The sequence below is a fragment of the Halodesulfovibrio sp. genome (genome assembly GCF_015482765.1).
Taxonomy (GTDB): Bacteria; Desulfobacterota; Desulfovibrionia; order Desulfovibrionales; family Desulfovibrionaceae; genus Halodesulfovibrio.
The window spans coordinates 1-25,077 of the sequence record NZ_JADMLB010000003.1 but is presented as its reverse complement, the minus strand read 5'-3'; the positions used below and the strand labels follow the sequence as shown (position 1 = coordinate 25,077).

General features: G+C 43.3%; 25 protein-coding genes and 1 tRNA gene. 12 read left to right on the top strand and 14 right to left on the bottom strand.

Annotation, left to right across the window (positions count from 1 at the left end):
- Positions 1 to 58: 58 nt before the first annotated feature.
- The 3 genes from thiL to QZY95_RS00250 all read right to left on the bottom strand — a co-directional run bounded on the left by thiL (position 59) and on the right by QZY95_RS00250 (position 4,805).
- Positions 59 to 1,066, bottom strand: coding sequence for a thiamine-phosphate kinase (gene thiL, locus QZY95_RS00260; RefSeq protein ID WP_290917722.1), 1,008 nt, complete (start codon positions 1,064 to 1,066; stop codon positions 59 to 61).
- Between the two features lie 86 nt (positions 1,067 to 1,152).
- Complete coding sequence (locus QZY95_RS00255) at positions 1,153 to 3,303, bottom strand: ATP-dependent helicase (protein WP_290917719.1); 2,151 nt, start codon at positions 3,301 to 3,303, stop codon at positions 1,153 to 1,155.
- 188 nt (positions 3,304 to 3,491) lie between these two features.
- Positions 3,492 to 4,805 (bottom strand): alkaline phosphatase family protein, encoded by a 1,314-nt coding sequence (locus QZY95_RS00250; protein WP_290917716.1) that lies wholly within the window; start codon positions 4,803 to 4,805, stop codon positions 3,492 to 3,494.
- Positions 4,806 to 5,108: 303 nt separating this feature from the next.
- Here QZY95_RS00250 and QZY95_RS00245 point away from each other — a divergent pair, with 303 nt between their 5' ends.
- The 3 genes from QZY95_RS00245 to QZY95_RS00235 all read left to right on the top strand — a co-directional run bounded on the left by QZY95_RS00245 (position 5,109) and on the right by QZY95_RS00235 (position 9,077).
- Positions 5,109 to 8,375 (top strand): methyl-accepting chemotaxis protein, encoded by a 3,267-nt coding sequence (locus tag QZY95_RS00245; RefSeq protein WP_290917712.1) that lies wholly within the window; start codon positions 5,109 to 5,111, stop codon positions 8,373 to 8,375.
- A gap of 172 nt (positions 8,376 to 8,547) precedes the next feature.
- Complete coding sequence (locus QZY95_RS00240) at positions 8,548 to 8,913, top strand: hypothetical protein (RefSeq protein WP_290917709.1); 366 nt, start codon at positions 8,548 to 8,550, stop codon at positions 8,911 to 8,913.
- 77 nt (positions 8,914 to 8,990) lie between these two features.
- Positions 8,991 to 9,077 (top strand) — tRNA-Leu (locus QZY95_RS00235).
- 96 nt (positions 9,078 to 9,173) lie between these two features.
- Here QZY95_RS00235 and QZY95_RS00230 read toward each other — a convergent pair.
- Positions 9,174 to 9,728 carry a flavodoxin domain-containing protein gene (locus tag QZY95_RS00230; RefSeq protein ID WP_290917707.1) on the bottom strand — a complete coding sequence of 185 codons (555 nt, stop codon included), beginning with the start codon at positions 9,726 to 9,728 and terminating at the stop codon, positions 9,174 to 9,176.
- Between the two features lie 100 nt (positions 9,729 to 9,828).
- Positions 9,829 to 10,320: a MarR family transcriptional regulator gene (locus QZY95_RS00225; protein ID WP_290917704.1), complete on the bottom strand. Its 492-nt coding sequence runs from the start codon at positions 10,318 to 10,320 to the stop codon at positions 9,829 to 9,831.
- Positions 10,321 to 10,786: 466 nt separating this feature from the next.
- Between QZY95_RS00225 and QZY95_RS00220 the strand changes: the two genes are divergently transcribed.
- The 4 genes from QZY95_RS00220 (at position 10,787) to QZY95_RS00205 (ending at position 14,375) form a co-directional block, all read left to right on the top strand.
- Positions 10,787 to 11,332: a SiaB family protein kinase gene (locus QZY95_RS00220; RefSeq protein WP_290917702.1), complete on the top strand. Its 546-nt coding sequence runs from the start codon at positions 10,787 to 10,789 to the stop codon at positions 11,330 to 11,332.
- Between the two features lie 10 nt (positions 11,333 to 11,342).
- Complete coding sequence (locus tag QZY95_RS00215) at positions 11,343 to 11,726, top strand: DUF1987 domain-containing protein (protein WP_290917699.1); 384 nt, start codon at positions 11,343 to 11,345, stop codon at positions 11,724 to 11,726.
- A gap of 15 nt (positions 11,727 to 11,741) precedes the next feature.
- The gene (locus tag QZY95_RS00210; protein ID WP_290917696.1) at positions 11,742 to 13,109 is read left to right on the top strand and encodes a methyl-accepting chemotaxis protein; all 1,368 of its coding nucleotides are present in this window, start codon (positions 11,742 to 11,744) and stop codon (positions 13,107 to 13,109) included.
- A gap of 84 nt (positions 13,110 to 13,193) precedes the next feature.
- Complete coding sequence (locus tag QZY95_RS00205) at positions 13,194 to 14,375, top strand: PP2C family protein-serine/threonine phosphatase (protein WP_290917693.1); 1,182 nt, start codon at positions 13,194 to 13,196, stop codon at positions 14,373 to 14,375.
- 149 nt (positions 14,376 to 14,524) lie between these two features.
- Here QZY95_RS00205 and QZY95_RS00200 read toward each other — a convergent pair whose 3' ends face one another.
- A complete protein-coding gene (locus tag QZY95_RS00200) occupies positions 14,525 to 15,682 on the bottom strand; it encodes a benzoate/H(+) symporter BenE family transporter (RefSeq protein ID WP_290917690.1) in 1,158 nt (385 codons plus the stop codon).
- Positions 15,683 to 15,786: 104 nt separating this feature from the next.
- On the opposite strand from QZY95_RS00200, the gene QZY95_RS00195 reads away from it, so the two are divergent.
- Positions 15,787 to 16,350 carry an XRE family transcriptional regulator gene (locus tag QZY95_RS00195; protein WP_290917688.1) on the top strand — a complete coding sequence of 188 codons (564 nt, stop codon included), beginning with the start codon at positions 15,787 to 15,789 and terminating at the stop codon, positions 16,348 to 16,350.
- Positions 16,351 to 16,409: 59 nt separating this feature from the next.
- On the top strand, positions 16,410 to 16,991 hold the full coding sequence (locus QZY95_RS00190; RefSeq protein ID WP_290917685.1) for a dienelactone hydrolase family protein: 582 nt from the start codon (positions 16,410 to 16,412) through the stop codon (positions 16,989 to 16,991).
- Between the two features lie 73 nt (positions 16,992 to 17,064).
- Here the strand turns inward: QZY95_RS00190 and QZY95_RS00185 are convergent, their stop codons facing one another.
- Together QZY95_RS00185 and QZY95_RS00180 are read right to left on the bottom strand one after the other, a co-directional pair.
- Positions 17,065 to 17,718: a cyclase family protein gene (locus tag QZY95_RS00185; protein ID WP_290917682.1), complete on the bottom strand. Its 654-nt coding sequence runs from the start codon at positions 17,716 to 17,718 to the stop codon at positions 17,065 to 17,067.
- Positions 17,719 to 17,829: 111 nt separating this feature from the next.
- Positions 17,830 to 17,982, bottom strand: a complete 153-nt coding sequence (locus tag QZY95_RS00180) for a hypothetical protein (RefSeq protein ID WP_290917680.1) — start codon at positions 17,980 to 17,982, stop codon at positions 17,830 to 17,832.
- 340 nt (positions 17,983 to 18,322) lie between these two features.
- Here QZY95_RS00180 and QZY95_RS00175 point away from each other — a divergent pair, with 340 nt between their 5' ends.
- Complete coding sequence (locus tag QZY95_RS00175; protein WP_290917677.1) at positions 18,323 to 18,922, top strand: hypothetical protein; 600 nt, start codon at positions 18,323 to 18,325, stop codon at positions 18,920 to 18,922.
- A 37-nt stretch (positions 18,923 to 18,959) separates the two neighbouring features.
- Here QZY95_RS00175 and QZY95_RS00170 read toward each other — a convergent pair whose 3' ends face one another.
- Positions 18,960 to 19,412, bottom strand: a complete 453-nt coding sequence (locus tag QZY95_RS00170) for a type III secretion system chaperone (RefSeq protein ID WP_290917675.1) — start codon at positions 19,410 to 19,412, stop codon at positions 18,960 to 18,962.
- Positions 19,413 to 19,836: 424 nt separating this feature from the next.
- Here QZY95_RS00170 and QZY95_RS00165 point away from each other — a divergent pair, with 424 nt between their 5' ends.
- Positions 19,837 to 21,114 carry an L-serine ammonia-lyase, iron-sulfur-dependent, subunit alpha gene (locus QZY95_RS00165; RefSeq protein ID WP_290917673.1) on the top strand — a complete coding sequence of 426 codons (1,278 nt, stop codon included), beginning with the start codon at positions 19,837 to 19,839 and terminating at the stop codon, positions 21,112 to 21,114.
- A 157-nt stretch (positions 21,115 to 21,271) separates the two neighbouring features.
- Here the strand turns inward: QZY95_RS00165 and QZY95_RS00160 are convergent, their stop codons facing one another.
- The 5 genes from QZY95_RS00160 to QZY95_RS00140 form a co-directional block, all read right to left on the bottom strand.
- Positions 21,272 to 21,808 carry a cysteine hydrolase family protein gene (locus tag QZY95_RS00160; RefSeq protein WP_290917671.1) on the bottom strand — a complete coding sequence of 179 codons (537 nt, stop codon included), beginning with the start codon at positions 21,806 to 21,808 and terminating at the stop codon, positions 21,272 to 21,274.
- 27 nt (positions 21,809 to 21,835) lie between these two features.
- The gene (locus QZY95_RS00155; RefSeq protein ID WP_290917668.1) at positions 21,836 to 22,498 is read right to left on the bottom strand and encodes a Fic family protein; all 663 of its coding nucleotides are present in this window, start codon (positions 22,496 to 22,498) and stop codon (positions 21,836 to 21,838) included.
- 148 nt (positions 22,499 to 22,646) lie between these two features.
- Positions 22,647 to 23,126, bottom strand: a complete 480-nt coding sequence (locus QZY95_RS00150) for a hypothetical protein (protein ID WP_290917665.1) — start codon at positions 23,124 to 23,126, stop codon at positions 22,647 to 22,649.
- 106 nt (positions 23,127 to 23,232) lie between these two features.
- Complete coding sequence (locus QZY95_RS00145) at positions 23,233 to 23,712, bottom strand: hypothetical protein (protein WP_290917662.1); 480 nt, start codon at positions 23,710 to 23,712, stop codon at positions 23,233 to 23,235.
- A 3-nt stretch (positions 23,713 to 23,715) separates the two neighbouring features.
- Positions 23,716 to 24,243, bottom strand: a complete 528-nt coding sequence (locus QZY95_RS00140) for a hypothetical protein (protein ID WP_290917659.1) — start codon at positions 24,241 to 24,243, stop codon at positions 23,716 to 23,718.
- Positions 24,244 to 24,747: 504 nt separating this feature from the next.
- Here QZY95_RS00140 and QZY95_RS00135 point away from each other — a divergent pair.
- A complete protein-coding gene (locus QZY95_RS00135) occupies positions 24,748 to 25,041 on the top strand; it encodes a helix-turn-helix transcriptional regulator (protein ID WP_290917656.1) in 294 nt (97 codons plus the stop codon).
- Positions 25,042 to 25,077: the final 36 nt, after the last annotated feature.

The window sequence follows — 25,077 nt, the reverse complement described above, 5'->3', positions numbered from 1 at the left end:
TTCCAAAGATTGAGTCTAGTACAGCAACTATACCGTTGTGCAAGAAGCTCGGATTGTCTTAAGCGAAATGGTCGAAACCGTGCTCGGTAACGGTCTGTCCGTTAAGAACAATATTTCCGTTTCCGGTTACTATGCCAAGTTTTTGTATTTGTGGAAGTTTTACACCCAGTTCTGCAAATATGGAAGCAGGACATGTTCCCAGTAACGCATAATCTTCGCCACCTTTAAATGCTTCGAAAATAGGATCGAGATCTTTTTCCAGTGCGTATGAAAGTTGTTCTGTATGCAACATATCGGTGGTGATAGTGATGCTGGCACCTTTGGTAGATGGTTTGTCGGCTGAGGCTGCTGTTTTTTCTCCCAGCAGGCGTGGAATGTCGCGTGCGAGACCGTCGGATAAGTCCATTAAGGTCACGCCGCTGTAAGCAGAAAGAATTTGTCCGGCTTCAATCTGTGGCACAGGGCGTAAATGTGCTTTGGTTGCAGCAGGGTATTCGTCAACTGCATTGCGTCCGATGCTTTCCAGCGTACTGAGTCCTGTTCGGGCAAGTCCCAGCGTTCCTACTAAAAAGATAATATCTCCTTCAGAACAGCCTGTGCGGCTTAAAAAGACAGGTGTGCCGCCTGCTGTGCGGGTTGGTGCTCCCCATATTGTGACAGAAGTGCCAAGAATTGGAGATTTGGAAAGATCACCGCCTGCCAGAGGCACATTGAACTGCTTTGCCAGTCCGGCCATACCACCGAAAAATTCATCCCAATATATTTGATTGCGCCCTTCGGGGATCATGAGATCGAGAGAAAATCCGAGTGGAGTTGCACCGGAGGCAGCGATATCGCTGAGGCTTACTGCCAGTGCTTTGTATCCGATATCTGCCGGAGCAAAGTACTGTTCACGGAAATGGATGTCTTCAAGAAATAAGTCAGAAGACAGGCAGATTCGCTCAGGGCATGAAAGAACCGCGCAGTCGTCTCCTCTGCCTACAATAAGGTGGGCATGGTTGTTTGGAAAATGCCGATCAATACAATCTAAAAATGCGACTTCTGAAGAGAGTTTTTTGTGCGTCATGGAAAAAGCTCCTGAAAGTTGGGGACGACAGTAGGTTGCAGTCCCTGAATATAGCGTGTTTGCCGTTAATCGTCATGGATTTTGGATTAGTCTTCCATAACGAGGTAGGCTTCCATGATGACTTTAAGTCCGAAGCCGGGGAAGTTTACACGGTATTTATCAGGTGGCAGGTGCTGAATGATTTTTCCGCGACCGAAAATTTTATGTGTGCAATGCCCAAGTTTTCCGCCACCGACAGAGGTGCTTGAAGATGCGCTTGCTGTTGGTTTTGGTGCAGCTTTTCCGTTTTGTTTAGGCGCTCTGTGAGGCGGGGTGCTCGTCGGACGTGCGGTTTGGGTAACAGTACCGGAGTAGTTTTCACGCCATTCTTCGTACATGGAACCGGGGATATCGCGTACAAAAGGACTTGGGATAGCCGGTTCGTTGCCTCCGGTACCGCGTGCGTACAAAGAGGAAGGTACAAAGAGTCCAAGGTATTTTCTGGCACGGGTACACGCAACATACATGAGACGGCGTTCTTCTTCGAACTCGTCAGCTTTTTGCACAGCATGACGAGACGGGAAGCGGTCCTCAACCAGATCGATTATGAGTACAGCATCCCACTCCAGACCTTTTGCAGAATGGATAGTGGAAAGAGTTACGAGATCTTCATCTTCCTCATCCTTTTTCTGGGTAGGATCTTCCAGAGAAAGGTCAGAAAGGAACAGGTCTATATCGGAATAGCCGGACGCAATCTGTACAAGCTGCTCAAGACCATGTTCACGGCGTGGATAATCGTCAGGGTATATGGTTTTAAGCTTCGGCTTATAATGAGCGAGAACTTCTTCGAGCAGCTCAACAGGTTCAAGGCGTTGACGGCGTAATGAGTCAATAAGGTCAAGATCTTCTCGAAGCTCAGGGTAGCGGACAAGCGCTTTTTGCAGCTTTGAGGGATCTTCTGCTTGTGTAGCCTCATAGATACGGAGTGAGGTTTTTGGACCTACACCTTTGATGTTGGCTGTAAGGCGATTAAAAGCAGGAAGATCCAGCGGATTCATCAGCAGACGCACGTAGCTCATAACATCTTTTACATGAGCAGCATCAGAGTACTTAAGGCCGCCGTACTTGCGGAATTTCAGTCCCAATTTATTCAGCTGCATCTCAACATGATAGGATTGGTAACCAGCGCGGAAGAGGACAGCAATTTCTTTATTTTTGTACTTCTTGCGCAGCTTGCCAATTTTATCCACGACCATTTTAGCCTGTGTCAGGTCAGAAAGAGGGATAAGTACTTCAGGCTTACGACCGTCTTTTTTGTTTGAGAACAGATTTTTTTGAAACGCCTGTGGTGCTTCTGCAAGAATGGAGTTCGTCAAATCAAGAATTGGCTGGATGGAACGATAGTTTTCTTCCAGCTTAACCATTTTGCAGCCCGGGAAAAGTTTTGGGAAGTCGAGAATGTTCTGCACGTTTGCGCCGCGGAATGCATAGATAGACTGAGCATCATCACCGACTGCCATAACGTTGCCGTGCCCACCGGCAAGAAGACGGACAATTCGAGCCTGAACAAGGTTTGTATCCTGATATTCATCAACCATGATGTATTTGAAGCGCTGCTGGTAGTACTCACGAACTTCCTTATTTACGGTCAGCAGCTGTTCAAGCTTAAAGAGCAGGTCATCGTAATCGAGAAGACCATGCTGTGCTTTGTACTGTTCGTATTCAGAACCTATGTTAGCTATATCGTCACGGTAAGCTGCGAGGTGGAATGCTTCGCGACGAAGAATGTCGTGAAGATCCATTTCTTTGTTACGGCTTTTGGAAAGCATGCCCATGACCGTTTGAATTTTTGGAAACGACTTGTCCCCTTTGCCGATTGCAAGAGTGTCTTTGCAGTACTTGAGCGCGCCGTTAGCATCAGCAGAATCCATGATAGAAAGAGAGCCTTCATACTCTTCCGGTGGATTCTGCCGCAACACAGAGTAGGCAAAAGCGTGGAATGTGCCGCCGGTGATGTTGCCGACAGAGTGTCCGAGCAGTTCTGTGGCACGCTGGAGCATTTCTTGCGATGCCTTACGGGTAAAAGTAAGCAGCAAAATTTCGTGAGGCGATACACCTTGCTCAATCATGTTTGCAAGTCGGTATACCAGTGTACGGGTTTTACCGGAACCGGCACCCGCAATAACAAGCATAGGGCCTTCAAGAGTCGTTGCCGCTTCATATTGGGCAGGGTTCAATTCGTTTTTGTAGTCGATCATGATTTCATGCGGGTTTGCCTTTTGCTGCCGGAGGTCGGTTCTCGCCTCTTACGGTAAAGGAAACCCTTTGGGCAAAAGGGTTTTTCTTCAGAATTTTCCCAAAAAACTATGTATGGTTGGATTGGGGCTGAAGATTGAAGGTCGTATGTATTACTAAAAGAGCATGCTATCTAAAAGCCACCCGTAGGCTATCTTTCTGAAAGATGAAAGTGGCGTAAAATCTCTGTTCCCACATCTCGTACCCGCTGCGGGGTAGTGCCGTGGCTGTCGTAGAAAAATGTATCTTGAACTGTGTGTGTGCCGGTGCGCCCAAAAAATCCAAATGGTTCCCGTCTGTTAAATTTCGCTTTTAGGTCGAATCCAGCAACTGGTTCGCAGACAAGGTTTGGTGCAAACTGTGCCATTTTTCCCGTGTACAGCTCGTTACCCTTATGTATTTTTTTGAACACATGGCGACCATTATAGGTAACGGACATGAGCCGTTCAACAATACGTTGTTCTAGCGCAGGAACATCGGAATCTGCAACTGTTCCGCGGGCAAATCGGCTTGCAGTGTGGATATATATTCGTCCCGGATCAAGCGCGAATGCTTTGCTTGCGGGGGAAATTTGTTGTGGATCAAGTTCGTTGCATGCTTCCGGTGGCAGAAGTGTTCTGAATAAATCCATTTCGCGAAGCAAGGCGTGTAGATCTACTTCTGTGATGAGTCGAGTAAATCCATGGTCTGCCAGCGAGAGTAGTCGCTTTGGCTCTGGTAATGCCTCAAACGCATCTAGAACTTCTCCAATCAGTCCATCCCATTCCTCAAGAAGCAGCAGGCATTCCTCGTGCCACGGATGTTCTTTTTCCTCAACGGCATCATAGAAAAAATGAAAGAGTCTGTCTGTTTCTGTAAGAACAAAGATAAAGAGATCCCATGCGCCGTCTTTCCAAAGCAAAGAAAAGGCTTTTCTGCGAGAGACCAGCGTTTTGCGAAGTTGGTCAAGCAGATAAGCAGGATCTGCCGCGCCTTTGGTGGTGTCGGCTTCAAGTAAAAAATCAGCACCAAGCATATTCTGAAGAAATTTGGGAAATACGGCCTGTGAAAGTTCTTCGGCCACAAAGCCGGAGATGAGCATTCCGTTAATACGCCGTGCAGGATACGTGTTGGGCAGATTAATACTGCGGGAGTGTAGCCCCTTTTCGGCTAATCGATCAAATATAGTCGGGTGCTGTGGCTGTTCAAAGTTACAAAGCCCCATGGTGTAGTCGCGGCTATGGATTCGGGTAAAACCGTATACTCCATGCTCGCCGGGGCCAGCAGCTGTGTAAAAGCTGGTCCAGTTTACAGGGGATAATTCCGGTAACTCAGCCTGAAGTTCTGTTGCTTGTCCTGTGAGGCGTGCAAGAGATGGAAAGCGTCCTGAGGCTGCCAGCTTTTTTGCGAGGGATAGCGGGAGGCCGTCTAAACCAAGAACAACAAGTTTACCGTTTGGGGATGTGTTTTTTTCTACAGATGCCATGAAAGGTTGTTTACCAGATGGCTATTCACAGGGCTAGTGAAGAAAAAGGTAGTGTGTTGTCACATAAGGGGGCTGTCTTTTCTATAGTGTCATAGTAATGTGTTGTGTTAAATGAATAAATTTTAAATATCGAGCTTAGGTAGTGATATGGCAATGTGTGCATAATCGCACATTGATAAAAAAAGTTAAAATGATGTAAGTGAATAATGACATATAAAAAGTAAAACACTTATTTTTTACGCTAATACGCCGATACTTTTATACGCTTTACATTAATTCATTCATACAAACTTTGGGGGTACAATGAATTTGTTATCTAATGTTTCAATGAAGCCGAAACTTATTGGATATTTCCTTGCTGTTGGGCTTCTACCGCTCATTGTTATTGGTCTAGTTTCAAGTAACACTGCGTCTGATGCATTAATGCAACAAGCTTATGCTCAGCTTGAAACAGTAAAAAATTCAAAAAAACATGATGTACTGAAAATTCAAGAAGACTGGAAAAGTTCACTACGTGGTCTTGTAGGGACAGTCGGTCATTTGAAAAAATCTGCTTTTGATAAAATGCATATTATTCAAATGCAGAAGCAAAAAGAAATTGAATCTTACTTTATTGAACAGGCTTCAAAAGTAACGTTGCTTGGTCGTGACACTGACCTTAATAAAATCACGTATGAATTTTCAGCACTTTCCAAAGCTGGAGCTCAAAACACTGAATCTTGGCAAAGGCTCGATTCTTCTTCAGGTTGGCGTATGCGAAACCTGTGCAGTAAGAACGGCTGGAGTGATGTCCTGCTTATCAATCCTCAAGGAGAGATTGTTTATACGGCCAAGAAGAACCGTGACCTTGGGGAGAACCTGGCGACAGGTCGCTTGAAGAGATCAGGGCTTGGAAAAGCTTTTGCGGAAATGAAGGCCAAGTCTCACAGAAGTAAATTTGTAGATTACGAAATTTACACTCCCGCAGGTGAACGTCCTGTGTCATTTATTCTGACACGTCTTATCGACGCAAGAAGCCAGTTCACAGGATACATCGCAGTAGCGATTCCTGAAGCAGCTATGAACCTTATTACGCACGATAGAACAGGTCTTGGCACTACAGGTGAAACCTACTTTATTTCTCTTGATGGAAAACGTTCGTCATTACGTAGTACCCTTGTAACTCTTGGGGATGGTGCGTTTGGCGTTGGAACATTTATTTCAACAGATTATCTTAAAACGGTAAAAGAAACTGGCAAACCGGTACAGGGACTTTTTATCGACAGTGTAGGAACTCTTTGTATGGTGCTTGCTCAGCCATTGCATATTACAGGAGTAAACTGGGCTGTAGTTGTTAAGATTAATCTTGAAGAAGTGTTAGCCAATGAAGAAAAAGACGGCTCAAGCTTGTTTAAGGATTTTGCAGCAGAAAGTGGTTTTGCTGACTTGTTCCTGATTCAGAAAGATGGGTATGTGTTTTACAGTGTGCAGCAGGAAGCAGACTATCATACCAATATCCGTACTGGAGAATTTTCAAATACAAAGTTTGGTGAAGTTTTTAAAAATGTGATGGAGTCTGGTCAGACTGTGATCAGTGATTTTGCTCCATATGCGCCAAATAAGGGGTTGCCGTATGCATTTTTGGCTCAGCCGATTATGCATAATGGTGAGATTGAATTTGTTGTCGCTCTCCAAATGTCACTGGATTCCATTAATAGCATAATGGAACAGCGCGCAGGCATGGGGAAAACAGGACAGTGTTATCTTGTTGGCAGTGACAATCTTATGCGCTCAAAAACATTCTTAGATCCTCAAACGCGAAATGTTTCTGCCTCTTTTGCTGGATCTGTAGAAACAAATGGCGTTGATACCGAGGCTACGAAGCTTGCATTGGCAGGTAAAAGTGGAACTCTTGAGGTTGTCGGATATAACGGTGCTACCGTACTTTCCGCTTTTACTCCGGTAGAGTTCGGCTCTGCTAAATGGGCACTTATCGCTGAAATTGATCAGGCAGAAGTCACGACTCCGGTAGGGGCATTGAAGCAGGACATTTGGATAATGTCCTTAGGTATTGGCTTGCTTGTGGCCATTTTTGCATACCTCATTGCGATAAGTATTACGAAACCGTTAGGCCGTGTTGTAGAGTTTTCAAAGCAGATTGCTCGAGGAAACTTTGAAGCATCTTTGAATATTGATCAAGAAGATGAGATTGGGCAACTTGCTGCTGCTTCACGTGCTATTCCGGCAACGTTAAAAGACGTTACTGGAACCGTAGAAGTTGTCAGCGAAGCGGTAAGTCGCGGTAATTTGAGGGAGCGTGCAGATGCATCTCAATTTAATGGCGGCTACAATCAGTTGATTCACAATACAAACGCGCTGTGTGACCTTTTTGTTGAGTTTCTTGATGCTATGCCGGTGGTATTGATGTCTGTTGATACCAACTCTAATATTCTGTTTATGAACCAGTATGGTGTCCATGTTGGGGCAGATATCAATCCTGAAAAAGTAGCTGGCAATAAGTGTTTTGATACAATGCACTCAACCGATTGCCGAACAGAACGTTGCGTTTGTGATCGTACAATTGAGAGTGGTGAGCGTGAAGTTTCTGAAGCTGATATGGTCATTGATGGCGAAGGCTCGCACGCAAGTTTCTCTGCAATTCCGATTCGCGTGGAAAATGAAGTTGTCGGTGCACTGAAGATCATTGTAGACCAGACTGATATTACCAAAGCACAGCGTAAAATGCGTGATCTTGCTGAAAACGCAGTGGATATCAGCAGTCAGCTTTCCTCTGCTGCTGAAGAACTCTCTGCTCAGATCGAACAATCCAGTAAAGGTGCTGATGTTCAGCGTGAGCGCGCTTCAGAGACAGCAACGTCAATGGAACAGATGAACGCGACAGTTCTTGAAGTTGCTCAAAATGCGTCGCATGCTGCTGAAAACTCAGAGCAGACTCGTGCAACGGCACAGGACGGTGCTGCTGCGGTTCAGGATGTACTGGATACGATCAGTGCTGTTGAGTCCATTTCTCATGAATTGACAGAAAGCATGAACGAATTGACCACACAAGTGTCATCAATCGGTGATGTTATGAATGTGATTAACGACATAGCAGACCAGACAAACTTGTTGGCATTAAACGCTGCAATTGAAGCAGCAAGAGCTGGGGACGCTGGACGTGGTTTTGCTGTCGTTGCGGATGAAGTACGCAAACTTGCAGAAAATACAATGAATGCTACCGATCAGGTTGGTTCTGCAATTACGTCGATCCAACAGGTGACACAGCAGAATATGGAAGAAGCTCAGCGTACGGTTAAGGCTGTGGAAACGAGTACTGCTCAAGCTCAGCGCTCAGGAGAACTTCTTTCAAGTATTCTGTCGTATGCAAATGACTCTGCCGATCAGGTGCGTGTGATTGCGACTGCAGCTGAGGAACAATCTGCTGCCGCAGAAGAAGTTTCTCGTGCAACAGAAGAGATTAATAAAATTTCTTTTGAAACGTCACAGGCAATGACGCAGTCTGCAAGTGCTGTAACAGAGCTTGCAAGTCTTGCAGAGCGGCTTAATGCGCTTATCAGTGAAATGAGATAATATTAGTTAGAAGTAACAATCCCTGCATTCAATCTGAATGCAGGGATTTTTTGTAATGTAGTTTGCTCTACTATTTTTAGGGTCGAAATAGCTGCGGGTATTGTTGACGGTTGACATAACGTGCATGTGATGGCTTGTATGTTTTTGGTATTTCACAAAGCAGGAGTCACAGATGGCAACATTTGATTGCGAAGTTTTAGGCTATGTTCAATACAATCCAGAATTAAGTTACGCAGAGTTAATAGAGTGTGAGGAAGAACTTAAAGAGCAGCTGACAGAAGCATTGCATGCGCAGGGTGCAGAGCATCTTGATTTTTTTGCTCTTGATGACGGGTTGCGCATCCAATTTGTTCTAAGTGACTATGACGAAAGCTTGTTGCATGGTATCTGTGACGCTGTGGTGCCATTTTTTCCAGTTCAAACAATAGCGCGCCTGTATGCTATTCAGAAAAACTTAGAAAGCTCCTCATTGTACCAGTTCGCAAATGGTGGCTGGAAAGAGGCGGGCATCGATATTTCGTCTGGAACATGCGTGTAGAAAGAAAAAATAAAAAAAATGCATATTCTGGTTGACGACATCCCGCTTAGCGGTATAGAAGTCTTCACCTTTTCTGTGCCCGGGTGGTGGAATTGGTAGACACAAGAGACTTAAAATCTCTCGTCCGCAAGGACGTGCCGGTTCAAGTCCGGCCCCGGGTACCAGAACAAAAAAAGCCGTTATGAAGAATATATTCTTTGTAGCGGCTTTTTTTGTTTTTTCTTGTTAACAGCTACTGTTCGCCTGCCTTTTTAGTCTGGCTAAGAAAAATCAAGTGACGAAATCAGTCTGATTGTTTGTTCGTAGATTTTTTTGAGATCGTCATTGTTTGGACGACCTTCAATATTGCCTAACCGCCCTTGTGTATTAAATATGTGCATTTTTTCAGGAACAAAAGCTCCGGGGATGCACCATTCGTCAGCAATTGTAATACCCAAGTGGTCAAATAGTTGCCCCATATATTTTACCGCAGGTATTGCTTCTGCTTCACCAGTGTGTGGGCCGCCGTATGTGCAATAAACGCAGACATGTTTTCCTGAAACTCTCGGTGAGTTTGGATGAATCAAGTTATGTTTTCGCGCTTCCGCAAGTTGCCTGTCGATGAAGCTGAGCATGTTTTTATCTGGAAGCCACGTGTACACACCGGAACCGGCAAAGGTCATATCATATTCGAGTAGGTCTAACGTGTTATGCTGATCACGTGCGTTAACTGTAGTGACAGAGCATCCCGCCTCGAGACAAGCCTTCTCGACCTCTAATGCAACCTTACGCGTTTGCCCGTTTAATGATGAATACAAATTTAAGACGGTAATCATACGTGCTCCTTATCTGGTTTGAGGGGCAGATTCGGAAAGAATGGGACAGCTTTTTTAGCATCGACGGCGAGAATCGTACGAAAATAGTTTAGAAGCTAAACTATTTAATTGCAGAGCGTTCGCCAAAAAGTTCTTCCATTCTCTCATCCACAACGTTTTCTACAACTGAAAGAATGGCTCCAGCCATAGCAATCTGGGGATCAGAAAAGTCTCCAAGTTTTTCTTTCAGGGTTAGTAGATGCCTCTCGTGAAATTCTTTATGAGCCTCAAAAGCTTTCCAACCGGAGTCAGTTAAAGTGATCTCTAATTCTTTATAACTGTCCGGAGCTTTACCTTTCTTTAAGACTCCCTTCTTTTCCAACTTTCCGATCATCTGGGATGCTGCACTTTTCGTAACACCCAGTATTTCTCCGAGTTGTTTTATATTACACCCCCGCTTCAGTCCTACTGCTTGTATGCAATGGACTTCCTTTGCTGTCAGGTCAAAATGCTCTCCAAAGTGAATTGGGAGTTTTTCAATCCGGCTGTGCTTATTGATGATTCGCATGAGCCTTTGTGTCAGATTTTGGATAGAATCAGATGTATGTTGCATGTCTAATTGGTAAAGCTGTTAAACTATTTTGTCAATGCACCGAAAATAAAGGATTGTTTCTTCCAAAATGCCCTGTAAAGGGTGGAAACTAATTGGATGACCTGTGAGCTATTTTGGGAACTAGAAAGAACGAAAGCTTTATTTGCTAGATGATATGCAAGACCACTCGGGGTGTTAGCGGAGGATAAAAATATAACATTTTTATCCTAATAATTCGGAAAATATAAATTTTTCCCACTCTTTTGTGTTGGGTTGCAAAATAAAAAATGGTAGGTGTTGCCTGTTTGGTTGACAGTGATAATCAATTTCAATATCTAGACATCGAAAAACAAACAGTTGTTTTGGTTGGTTAGATAAGTGCAAAAAACTCGTGCTGCGAAAAGTGGTACAGAGGAGTGCTTAAGTGGGGTGCTGACGTTGGTGAGGCAACACATCATGTTTAAATCGTTTTCCCGGGAGGGAGTTGGTGGATTTTTCAAGTCAGAAGCAGCATTTCTTAGAAGATAGCGGAGTCGTGTTCTATTTTAATGGGCCTGTATCGCAAAGCGTAGTCGAGGGAGTCGGTGACGCTATTAGAACAAAGTTACGGCATGAAGAAGTAGGCCTAGGGGCAATCCAGCGTGTGTTCACGATTTTGATCGAACAAATGCAGAATATTATACGGTATTCAGCAGATAGAGTTTTGAGTGATGAACGCGGAGCAGAGACCGCATGGGGGCAAATTATTGTCGGGCAGGATGATGAGGGCGGATACTATATATCCTGTGGCAACAGAATTCATGCATCACAGACGCAGAAGTTAGCGCATAAAATTGAGCAGGTTCAGCAAATGCCTCCTGAGGAGTTAAAACAGTATTACAAAAGAATGCGCAAGCAGGGGCCTGATGCTGACTCAAAAGGTGCAGGACTCGGTTTTATAGAAATGGCGCGTAAGGCACGTGCTCCGCTGGCGTTTTCTATCGAACCTTTGGATGAGATGTGTTCATTTTTTTCCATGAAAGTAAAAGCATAGGAGTTTTACAATGGATCAATTTGTAGTTGAAGCAACCAAATCTACACCAAGGATCAATTTAAATCCGGCAACACATACGCATGAGATAGCGGGTGAGTCATATCCGGAAAACAGCTTGTCTTTTTACGGACCAGTGTTTTCTTGGCTTAAACAGTATCTTGCAGATGCCCAAGGAAAAGCGATCAAGTTTTCAATGGATATTTTGTATTTTAACAGTTCAAGTTCAAAAGTTTTTATGGAGCTGTTTGAATTGCTTGATACAGCCGCAAGCTCAGGGGCTTCTATTGCTGTAGATTGGCGATATCATGAAGAAAATGAAGTAGCATTAGAGTGCGGTGAGGATTTTATGGAAGAAGTGGAGTCGCTTTCGTTTAATTTAGTCAGCTACAGCTAGCAAGGACTTAGCGTTGTGAACAACCTATTGTTTTGGCGAGGGGGAGCTGCTGCATTACAGGTTAAGACGACAGTCTTTTTTTGGATAGTATGCCTTATTGCAGCGGGTCTTGGCGGGGGAGCAGGGTATAGTTTTGGAGCAGGCGCAGCTACCTTTTCTTTATATCCTTTTATCGGAATAACCATTTTGGCTGGCGTGATAGTCCTTTTCGGAATTGGGCTGTGGGTTCGTTTTTCAGTGGGGAATCCTTTAGCAGGATTACTTTCTTCGTGTCAGAATGCATCAGATGACGACCTTCAATTTACACATACTGTTTCCGCAAATACGTTTTTACATGAATTTTCCGGTTCTCTGAATCGAGTGTTTACCATTGCGCGTGAATATAGAGACGAAATGGAAACAATAAAAAAAGAAGCGTTCAAAGAGTCCAGAACAACAGTACGCGCATTGCGCAAGGCAGAAAAAGCCGCTGAAAAAGCAAGCAGTTCAAGGGCAGAGGCGTTTGCCCAAGCTGCGGATAAGCTGGAAGGGATAACTAATGGCTTAACAGATAATTCACACCGCCTGTTTGCTTTGATGGGGGATGTTACTAAAGGTGCAGTGGAGCAAAAAGATGACCTTGTAACAGCAATAACCGCGATGGAAGAAATTACCATCGTTGCAAAAGAGATTTCAATTACCACACATAAGACGGCAGAAAACGCAAAGGGAACCATCAGTGTTGCCGAACAAAGTGCAGATGTCGTGCATAGTAACCTGAAAGCTGTTGAGCATATGAAAGCATCTCACTCAGAGCTTCAGGGGAATATGAATGAGCTGAGTGTGCAGGCTGCAAAAATTACAGATGTAATCGAGTTGATTGAAGATGTTGCAGATCAAACGAATCTTTTAGCATTGAATGCGGCAATTGAAGCGGCAAGAGCCGGTGAAGCAGGAAGGGGCTTTGCTGTTGTTGCTGATGAAGTACGTAAGCTTGCTGAAAGGACAGTAAATGCGACAGCAGATGTGCGTAAGATCATGTTTTCAATAGGTGATGTGATCAAGGAAAATGCTTTGTGCGTTGATGAGACAAGTAAGAAACTGGAAGAAGTGTACGATTTGTCACAACAATCTGGAAAATCGTTGGAAGATATTGTTGAGCTGGCTGGCAGTGCATCATCGCAAAATCAAAATATTGCTGCAGCAGTTGAACAGCAGGTGGCAGCATCGCGCAGAATGGAACAGCTGGTTCAAGGCATTAGTGATGTTTCTCAGCATACTGCTGAAATATCAACACAGGCCTCAGATGTTGTAGAATATGTGACCAGTCATACACAAAATTTGTGTACAGTTATTGATGAGTTTCACCAGCAGGGGCACATTCCTGTTGAAGCCGCAGCGTAGAAAATTTCTACCTGTCGTATGTATAAATGCTTATGTGGAAGGGGGCGTTGTCTCGACTAACTCTACGTAGGCAAGGAGATAGTAATGTCGTTTGCTAAGAGAGTGCTGGATGGTGTGGGTTGGTTTAATGTTGGATTGAAAATGAATTTCTTTCTCGCATTGTTTCTTGTAGCAGCCCCGCTGACAATTTTAATTTCCGGCGAAACACTCACCCGTACAGAGTTGCTGGATAAGCTTGGGCTGTGGGCAATACTAGGGCTTATTTCTCTGCTGCCGCTTTCAAAGCTTGTAACGTATCTTGTTGTTTTGTTCCCGATTAAACAACTCAATGGCCTTTGTCTTGATATTCAGAACGGGAACCTTAATCCTTTTAATGAAGTTCCGCCTGAACCGGCAAGTCAGGATGAGTTGCAGAAGTTGCGGCATAATATGTTTTGGATGGGACACGTGATCAGTAGCCGTCAAAAAGAGTTGAAAACAACAATGTCCATGCTTGAGGATGCGCAAAAGCAGATTCAAGGCTCTATTGATTATGCTGAAGTGATCCAAAAAGCTTTTCTGCCGGAAAAAAACGAAGTGGCATCTGTATTCAAGGATTCCTTTTTGTTGTGGAAGCAGCGTGACGGTGTAGGGGGAGATTCGTACTGGTTTAAAAAAACAGAGAATGGCTTTTTCCTCGCAATAATTGATTGCACAGGACATGGTGTTCCCGGTGCGTTTATGACTCTTATTGTACAGTCTTTGCTCGACAGATTGGATTCTTCAAAATTTGAGCGTGATCCGGCTGGAATTTTAACTGAAATGAATAAACAGATTAAGCTTGCACTTGCTGGAAACGATGCAGAAGCAAGCCCTGATGATGGCATGGACTGCTCGTTTGTTTATGTTGCTAATTCCGGAAAAGAAATGGTTTTCTCCGGCGCTCGAAATTATCTTATTCTTTGTAAAAAAGACGGTACTCTTGTTGAGTACAAGGGAGATAAAAAGGGTGTAGGCATGAACAAAACTCCAGAGGATTTTGCTTTTACGAACCAGCCTATTTCGTTGGAGAAGGGGGATCGCTTCTATATGCTTACTGACGGTCTTATTGACCAAGTCGGTGGGGATCGCCGACTGCCGTTCGGTCGAAAACGGTTTAAAGCAGTTATTGAGAAACAGCATGAAAGCATGGAGGCACAGCAGGATGAATTGTTCTCAGACTTCATTCATTATCAAGGTCATGAAAAGCGACGAGATGACGTTTTAGTTTTTGGCGCTGAAATGTAGTTACCAATCTAAACTCCGGAGAATGCCCGTACTGCATTTTCCGGAGTTTTTTTGTGTAAAAAAAGCTCCTGCACGTAGATGGGACTATCGGTATGTGCAGGAGCATAATGAGGCTACGTGAGACGTCGTAGCTGATGGACAGTGTTTTGTTATGTTGAAGGGTTGAAGTAGCGATTGGTAATGTACCCTGCCAGCAATCCCCATACAGGTGCGTTTATCCCCATAAAGGTAATGCCCGAAGCCGTAATAAGCAGGGTGATTAAAGCACCTTCCCGTACTTTTTCATCATCCATTGCCAGAAATAGACTGCGTTGAATGATACCCAGCAGGGCAAATCCTGCCAGCATTTGGGTTAATTCTTTAGGCATTGCCACAAAAAGAGCGACAAGGCTTGTGCTGAACAGACCGGCAAGAATGTAGAACACACCAGCACTGCTTGATGCCAGATAGCGTTTTTTCGGGTCAGCATCAGCTTCTTCCCCCATGCATATTCCTGCTGATATTGCAGCAAGGTTGCAGGTAAAACCTCCGAACGGAGCTGTAATGAGGTTCATGAAGCCTGTCCCCAAAAGGATTTTGGGAAACGGGACAGAATAATTATGGCTTTGAATCATTACAATGCCAGGAATATTTTGGGAAACCATTGTCACAAGGAATAAGGGGATGCTGAGGCTTACAATAGAGGGGATAGTCAATGTAGGGGACATAAAGACGGGTGCTGTTACTGCAAGCGGGCTGTCCCCCAGCGGCAGAGTACCTTGAAAATATGCTACAAATCCACCAACAAGAATGAGCATAAGCATTGTGTATCGAGGGTAGTATCGTTTGCCGATCAAGTAGGCTGCAAGCATACTTCCAAAGAGAATGGGAGTACTTTCCCACGGTGTAAATGTTTTGATACCAAACGGAATGAGGATGCCGGCAAGCATTGCAGTAGTAAGTGCTGTTGGAATCTTTTGAATAAAGGTGGAAAGTGATTTTGTAGCGCCGGTCAGAATAATGAGGAGTGCCGTTATGATGCAAGCACCGATCGTTTCAGATAAGGAAAACCCCGTTACGCTGCTTGCAAGTAGCGCCGCTCCGGGGGTAGACCATGCTGTCAGTACAGGAACTTTGTATCGCATAGAAAAGAAAATTGTGGTTAATCCCGAAGCGATCCCAATGGCAAAAAGCCAGCTTCCCACTTGGACGGGGGTAGCTCCAGCTCCCATAGCAGCTTCAATGACAAGTACAACAGAGCATGTGTATCCAACAAGAATTGCCGCGAGTCCTGATGAGATATGGCTGATTGACAATTTATTTAGCATGCGTTTTCCTTCCGCTTGAGATATGTTTTGTGCGTTATAACGTACGACATGACTTTCTGTACTATTGTGCGCTATAGCGTACAATCTTTTTTTGGGAGAACTTGATGAATTCTAAGGCATTTGTCTTACAAATTTCGCAACGGTTAAAGATGTTACGGGCACGCCGAGGCTGGAGCCTTGACGCAACAGCGAAAAAAACTGGTGTTTCTAAGGCAATGCTCGGACAAATAGAACGTGGGGAGTCCAGCCCTACAATTGGGACGTTGTGGAAAATTGCCAGCGGGTTTGAAACATCGTTTTCTTCCTTTTTTTCAGGGCAGGCAGAAAAAAAGGAACCGTCTGTCACGTTTCCTCACGATCCATTAATGCAGATTCAAACAGTTTTTCCTTATTCCTCTGACACAAGGATGGAAGTGTTCGAAATTACCCTGTGTTGTGATCATGAGCAGCAGTCTTCTCCTCACCAGCCTGGTGTTATTGAGCATGTGATTGTTCAGGAAGGAACACTCGAGTTTTATTTTGACGGCATATGGCATGCACTCGAACAGGGAGAAAAAACACGATTTTTTGCAGATCAACCTCATGCCTACAGGGGGGTTGGTGCAAAGGCCGTGTTTCAAAATATAATTATTTATCCATGCAATAACTGCGATTCCCACATCGAATAAGTGGGGCGAAAAAGCACTAATGAATATTGCATTAGCTTTATTATAAGGGGGCAAAAATAATGCATATTATTTTTGTAACAGAAATATGGGGAAAGACACCGCATGTAGATTCCATGGTATCTTTTTATGAAGAAACAGCAGAATCAGTGACTGTAGTCGATCCTTATGACGGGACAGATCCTGCTTTCACAAGTGAAGAAGAGGCGTATCAGAAATATAGTGCTGTGTGCGGGCATGATGCATACGCTAAGCGAGTTATTGACGCTGTGAAACAGGCACAGGAGCCTGTTTATCTTGTTGGTTTTAGTGCAGGAGCTGGTGCTGTTTGGTCTGCGTGCTGTGCTGAACTGTCAGAACATATCCACGGTGCGCTTTGTTTTTATGGTTCATCAATAAGAACAATGACAGACTCTACACCTAAGGTTCCGGTTGAGTTGATTTTCTCTGATAATGAGGAGTCGTTTGACGTGGAAAGCGTGGCTCGAAAATTACAGGATTATCCGTTAGCACAGTGTTATATTACACCGTTTGCGCATGGTTTTATGAATCCTTTGTCTGCAAATTTTCATCAGGAAGCGTATAATTTTTGGCTTACATGGATTCGTGACCAACTCATGGAACAGGCTTCAAAGAAAAGCTAATTTTTCGTGCGTCATGAAGAAGTATTAGGAATGAAAAAGCCCTGCAATTATGCAGGGCTTTTTTATAGTAACATTATGGAAGAATCGCGATTGCTCGAATAGGGGAGCCGTCACTTTCCTTAATTTTGAGCGGGAGAGCCACAAAGGTAAAGACGGGTGCTTTGATCTGATCAAGGTTTCTGAGGTTTTCGATAAGCACCATACCGCTGCCAAGCAAAATTTCATGGATGAACAGTGTGGTAACGTCCATGGTGTCAAAGGATATGGCGTCGATGCCTAGCCCTTTGAGATTTTTTGTTGTGAGCCAATTGGCAGCTTCTTTGTTCAGCGTTGGAAACGGAGAAAAGTATGTTTCAGTTCCCCAGTGTTTTTCATGGCCGCTTGAAAAGATAACAAAATCACAGTGAGAAATACGGTCGTCATGCTGCTGAAGGTAGTCTTTCGTAATAACATTCTTTCCTGCAACATCTATAATACATGCAGAACCGGTGAATGTGGAAACAGGAAGTGCATCCAATGTTTTTTTATCTTCAAAAATATGAGCCGGTGCATCCATGTGAGTTCCCACATGGGAGAAGAATGTTAATTTTTTTTCGGCAAAGCCTTCTTTAGCAACGGTTGTCCCTTGTTCAATTATCGGAGCGTCGGTGCCGGGGTAAACTGGCATGTCTTCGGTAATTGTGTGGGTAAGGTCAACTACGTTGGCATGAGAGTGTGATGACATCATATTTGCTCCGGATAGTTGTTTGATTACTTGTCTGAGGCAGGTTGTAGCCTTACGCTACTCTTTAGGAAAGATAAAAAAGAGGCAGAAGGGTTATACCTTCTGCCTCAATCATTAGGAAGATTTATCCTGTTGCTCTTTGGCGTAGCAGTCAGGACAGAAGTCACCACTAAAGGTCACAATAATATCCTGCGCCACAACGTCTCTTCCGCATTTGTCGCACTGGTAAACCGGCTTACCATCAGGTGCTTGAGTTGTTGTCAGCATAAGACTCCTCAATTGCCAAACAGCGCAACCGTTGTACTCATTTGAAGCTTGCACAATTGTGCACCACCATCAGCTTCTTGAAATGGCGCAACTGTTTGAGCATACAATTAAAACAAATCGGCTTACTGTACTGCCAAAGTATCTTTTTTGGCAACCGAATTGGTAACGCGTTTAAAAATAAAGGTAACACACTCACAAAGCGGTTACTCACGGTGGAAAATGGCTTATACCAGTGCCATTCTGCCTGTTGATAGAGTGCCGTGAATGTGTGTAGTGTGAGAAATCAGCCTGAACGATTATGAACTTTTTTTGTTCAGATTATATTGATGTTGGAGAGAGTATGGATCTTTCAATTGCAAAAATGGCAAAGAGCCCGTTTCGTTGTGCAACGTACGGGTCTGACATAGACGCTTTTACAGAAGCGCATAACGGTTCCCTTGGTGGCACAATGCATTGTGCCCGTTACCTTGGAAAACGGGTTTTTATAGATGGTGTAACAAAAGAAGTTATTGATTCTGAAGGAGTTGCTCTTTCTGGGATGGAGCATCTTTTGGAAGAGTTTGAAAAGCTTACATCATTGTTAAGTGAAAAAATGAAAGGACCTTTTCATGCAGATGGCGTGATCATTCCTGTGCAGAAGGGGAACCCGCATTTTCGAATTTACGATATGTACGCGCCGGAAGCGGAAAGTCCGTTTACATTATGGACTCAGATAAACATGCTTGCTGATGCTTTTATGTTGTTGGATAAAGTAACGTTGTACATGCGTCCGGTTCAGTATTTCCATTCTCGGTCATTTTCGACGCAAAAAGCCTATGACCGCTGGATTAAGACATGGACAAAGCGCGCAGGGTGCGGCGGCGTGATCTTTAAAGATGCAGAAATGGTCTATGAGCCGAATGTTGAACTACTTGATGCCTGTGAAATCAAGGCTCGATAGAAAGTAATGCTCCGGTGGCAAATGCTGCCGGAGTTTTTTATGCACTTCCACTGATACTGTGCGGGTTCCAGCCACAGGCTGCATGCTGTTCTTTTTTAGGGCTGTCTTCAAAAGCTTTTTTCCAGATAGAAACAGTTTCTAAAAAAGTTTCCAGTGTCTTTTCAAAATGTTGTTGATCCAGTCTTTTTACTGAAAGTCTTCTCATCAGTGCGAGTACTCCAGCATTCTTTAGCAGAATAAATCTACAGCCTTTCAGCTGCCCCCAGAACAGATTGAGCTCCAGCATATCAGCATAAAGCGCTTCGTTTGCCTTTACTATAGGACTGATAAGCAAAAGGCTGTCTGTTGCGTCATCCAGTTCCAGATTTATCTCGACCTCATTGTCAAAAAATAGCCTGCAACTCCCTTCGTCATTCAGCTTGAGTGAGTCTAGTGCAACCTGTTTACCGAAATGTTGGAGTATCTGTTGCATTTTTTGATAATTATTCATTAATTTCACCATTTTGTAAAAACAAAGAAAATACGGAATCTGATGGTTTTCCCTATTGTACCATTAGCACAAGTGCTGTACCAGTCATGAACGAAATGTGTGCAGCAGTCTTTTTTTTCGCGTTAGTTTTCTGATACAAATGATGTTCATTGTGAGTCGCTTGAGGGATATCCATAGTTTGGTAGGATAGGTCAGGCATGGGGCATCGATAGATAAGAAGAGAGTTTGCACGCAATACTTGGTTGATAGGGTCAGGTTACTTTTTCCAGACTGAGAGCTTGTGAAAGCTTCTTGACGGCCATGCGAGTTTCTTTCTACGGAGTTACTACACCTTATCATGGTGTTACATAAAACGCTTAAAGTGACCTTTACTTTCAGTACAGAACGAATGGTATTCCATATAAATAGATTTAGGTGAGACACAATGACTATGAAAAAAGAATGGGTTGAATTTATCGCTATTCTGAATCGTGAAGTAGTTCCGGCACTTGGTTGTACAGAGCCGGTAACCGCTGCATTGGCAGCTGCTCGTGCAGTTGAAGCTCTTGGCACAAAGCCACAGAGTCTTGTTGTTCAGGTGAGTGGCAACCTGCTTAAAAATGGCATGGGTGTTGGTGTGCCGGGTACTGGCATGACAGGGCTTGATATTGCTGCGGCTGTTGGCGCATTGGGTGGTAAGTCTGAGCTTCAGCTTGAAGTGCTGCGTGATCTCACTCCGGAAATTGTGGAAGAAGCTAAACAGTTCATGGCTGCCGGTCATGTAAAGGTTGAACTCGCCAAGACAGAAGAATTATTGTTTGCCAAAGCGATTGTTGAAGCAGATGGCCATACTGCGACTTGCACGATTGCTCGTACTCATACAGCGATTGTAGAAGTAACTAAAGATAACGAAGTTATTGAAAGTACTCCGCTGATTGAAGAAGACGCTTCTGATGATGCATGGCCATTATCCGTAGCCGCAATATATGAATTTGCTAAGGAAACAGATTTTAACGATATTTCATTTATTCTTGAGGCGGCACGTCTGAATGAGTCCATTGCCGCTGAAGGTCTAGAGCATGATTTTGGATTGAAAGTAGGGCGTTCAATGGATGAAGACATTGCGCTTGGCTTACGTTCTGATGATATTACCTCATTTGCAACTCGTCTTGCTGCAGCGGCCTCCGATGCACGTATGGACGGTATTATGCAGCCTGTAATGAGCAACTCAGGAAGTGGCAACCAAGGGATTACCGCAACAATTCCTGTGACTGCTTTTGCTCGCAGATTGGATAAGTCTGAAGAGGAAATGGCGCGTGCTCTTATTTTAAGTCACCTGACATCTATTCACTTGAAGCATCACCTCGGACGACTTTCCGCCTTATGTGGTGCAATTCTCGCTGCAACCGGCTCTGGTTGCGGCATTATTATGCTTCTTGGCGGTGGTCTTGAAGAGGTTGAACGTACCATTAAAAATATGGTCGGCACCATCGCAGGTATGATCTGCGATGGTGCGAAAACATCCTGCGCACTGAAGGTTGCTTCCAGTGTTGAAGCTGCTATCAGTTCAGCGCTGTTGGCGATGAAAGGTACTTCTGTTCCGGGAAGTGACGGCATTGTTGATGATGATATCGAAATATGCATCAAAAACCTTGGTCGTCTCGGTAGTGCCGGCATGTCAGAAACTGACAAAGTGATCTTGGATATTATGGTGAATAAATAGCCTGTGAAGCAAGTTGTTGAAATGACTAACTATAACTTGCTAGCTGTATACATATGTATACTATGCCTGTAATTGCATATTTGTTCTGTAACCATTTAAGAAAAATGAAAAAGGGTGGCTCATGAGCCACCCTTTTTAGTTGTTATTGATTGGGAAATTAGCAATCCACAATGTCTGATGTTGACCTTGCAGCAATCTTTACACCAAAGCTAGAAATGGCTGGTAAGGTACAATTATGATGTTGACGGATTTGTTCACCATTTGCATGTTTTTTGTCATGGGTTGTATGGGCATCAGCAATTAGATCTACTGAATAGCCTAAACCTGCTGCGCTACGTGTTGTAGTATCAATACAGAATTCAGTAGCATACCCACAAACCATAAGGTGCTTTATTTGAAAATCGCTTAATACAGAGTTGAGTGTTGTATTGAGAAATGAATCAGGTGTGGTTTTACGAACGTATAGATCATCAGGCTGTGACATTAAATTGCCTTGAAGCTGCCACCCTGTAGCTTTGAACTCTAGTGGTGAATTAGCCTGTTCATGCTGAATAAAGATTACAGGATAGTCTTTAGCTCGTGCCCAAGATGTTATTGAGTTGATACGGCTAATGACTTTTTCTGCTTCAAATGGTTTTGGTTTCGGAGAAAATAAAGCATGTTGAACGTCAATGACTAATACTGCGGTGCTCATTTCAGAGTCCTTTCTCTCTAGATTAGCCTATTCAAATTTCCGATACATGGTTTCATGACATGCTTTTAAAAATGTCATCATCTCCGTGTAATCCCCACCATCATAGAATTTAATCATTCCTGCGTTGTACTCAGTTAGTTTCTTAGCTGGAATGGATAATGGTGGATAGCCATTACTCATAAGATGTCCATTAGCCATGAGAAGCCCTGTCCGTTTATTTCCATCATAGAAGAACTGGCAACGAGCAAAATCTAAATGGATTCGATAAGCTTGTTCCCGAAGGTCTTCAATCTCGTCGATTTCTTCCATTACTTTTGGAAACAGTTCTTCCAATTCAGTTGCTTTGGGTGGTGTATAGTCTGTCCCTTGAATACCGACACCGCCAGAGCGAAACTTACCAATCTTCAAAGCTTCGTCTTTCGCAATAATAGACTGAATGGCAAATGCAGTTTCTTTGGTCAGGGTAAACGTATTACCCTCAACTAGCTCAAGGACTTTCTCCCATCCGAGAATCTGCTGCTTTAGCTTTTCTTCATCGGAAATCTTATGTCCACCAACTGTAATACCCTGAAGGTACGTTTGTACCTCTGGCATGGTGAACGGCATTCCTTCAAGACGTTGAACGTCGAATACAAGCTCTGCGAACATCTTTCGGGCTATGAATAGTGCTTTTTTCTTGTCCTGCTTCATGATTCTCTCTGAGGCATAAATATTTTATTAGATGGGATTAATAAGTTGGCAAAGTATAGTCAATTCTGTTGCTGTTGAACAGGTGAAAGCCAGAGCATAGATACAAAAAAGGGTGACGATGTGTCACCCTTGTTTCGTTCTCTAGCAACTATCTGTTTTTGCTATTTCTTCGATGTTTTTCTTCAAGATAGTCATACACAAAGAAAGCTTTTGGCTTTATCTTTGGGCATACCTTCCGTGCTGCTTCAAATGCTTTTTCTTTTGATTTGAACATAATGTGTATTTGTCTGGAACCCACACATGTTCTGTACGGCGTATCACTTGCAATAATCCCTGAAGGAGTTGATAAAAGGAAAGGTCTATATTCAACTCTTCTTCCATCAGGATAGATTGTTGCAATTTTGTTTGGATCAGTAAATTCATGATATTTTGGAGCAGCTTCGGGTTTAAACCAGAAGGTCGTTGGGTATACGTACGGATATTCATTTGTGAGGACAGGTGGTTCAGATGTCCTTGCTTGGCAGATAGATATCCTAGCAATCTCATCACATGAAACGGGGATGATGCTTTGTGCATACGTTAAAGAACTTGATAAAATTACTAATAGTAATGAGATAAAGAAATTCATTTTTACTTCCTGATTTGTATTCAAGTAAATATTTATTAGTATTGTCAGACAGTAATTTAACCTGCCAATGAAGTGGAAGTTCACATGCCCTTTCGTTATCTAATACCTATCTGTTTTTGCTATTTCTTCGATGTTTTTCTTCAAGATAGTCATACACAAAAAACGCTTTTGGTTTTATTTGGGGACATACCTTCCGTGCTGCTTCAAATGCTTTTTCTTTTGATTTAAACATAATGTGTATTTGTCTGGAGTTAACACATGTTTTGTACGGCGTATCACTCGCAACAATCCCTGAAGGAGTTGATAAAAGAAAAGGTCTATATTCAACTCTTCTTCCATCAGGATAGATTGTTGCAATTTGGTTTGGATCAGTAAATTCATGATATTTTTGGGCAGCTTCGGGTTTAAACCAGAAGGTCGTTGGGTATACATACGGATATTCGTTTGTGAGGACAGGTGGTTCAGATGTCCTTGCTTGGCAAATAGATATCCTAGCAATTTCATCACATGAAACAGGAATGATGCTTTGTGCATATGTTAAAGAACTTGATAAAATTATTAATAGTAATGAGATAAAGAAATTCATTTTTTAATTCCGTATTTTGTATTCAAAAAAACATTCATCAGCACCGTCAGACATTAATTCTACTTGCCACGTGAGAGGGATTTCACCAAATTTGCTGAAGTGGAAAGTTTTCGATGAACCATATCGCATGTGCCCTGTTGACCTTGTTACTGTCCCGTCCACTGTAACCCAAACGCCACCTAGTCCTAGCCCTCTGTTTATAATGATGACCTTGATACTTTGACCTGCAGTAAATGTATCAGATGAAGTATCTCGCCATCCCTCTAGTTTTCCAAATATCCCAACCCTTATTGATCCTGGTTTGATTTGGCATTTGCAATTAGGATGAGGGCGTTCTGGTTTTTCCCAATGGACACCTTCTCCCATCGCTTGGCATTTTTCGCATGCCCCTTCGTTAGGAATAACCTTCCAATATTCGGTTTGTAAATCATTTCGGCGTGTTCTGGTGTCTCTTTTAGAGGAACCAGAAGATTTGAAAACTTCTTTTCTAATAAATTCCTCAGTCGTCATAGCGTGATGTGAACTGTCCATAGCTTATACCCCTGCTCATAACTGGTGGTTAGTTATGCGTATCTTGTTACAAAAAAATATTTTTAAAGCAGGATAGCATCATTTTTTATCTAAACTGGCGTGAAACAGGTGTGCGCAGGATGTGACGATGTTCTTGAGCTGTCGTGCGAGGGATAGGTGGTATGTTATTGTCGGGCGTACTGTAGCATTTATAGGGGGATGGGTAGGTTGTTTGGAGCGCTTTCAAGAGGGAAGGAAATACTTTTTAATGGCAACACCCCATATGGGTACTTCATACAGGTTGTTGCAGTCTCTAGGTAGGGAGTTGATACATCAGAGTTTTATAGGAGAAGGCGTGATAGAGTTTTTTCATCTTATAGCAAACTTTTTTGTGATTATTCTTCAAATAGAAAGGTAAAGCCAATCAAAATTCTCTCTATAGCAAGTTTTTTATGATAAAAGTCATTTTATGAGATGTTTTGGTGTACTCGTTCAAAGGAGATGATGTTCTTATAGGAGGATCTCATGTCTAGTGATTTGAAAATGTTCGGGAAAAGAGTACGGACGTTACGTAAAGCAAAAAATATGACTCAGGAACAGCTTGCAACAGCTGCTGACTCAGGAGCTAAGTATATTAGTGAACTTGAACGTGGTGAGGCTAACATAACCATAACGTTAATCAACAAGCTAGCTGATGGGCTCGGGGTAGCGACTGGCGAGTTGTTTAATAATGATCACGAGGCTGAGGGAAAGGAGCTACGAGGAAAGATTTATAAAATGGTTGATGATGCGGATGATGAAGAAATAAAGTTATTATGATCCTACAACGAAAATGTGGACACCAAGTTAAGCCAC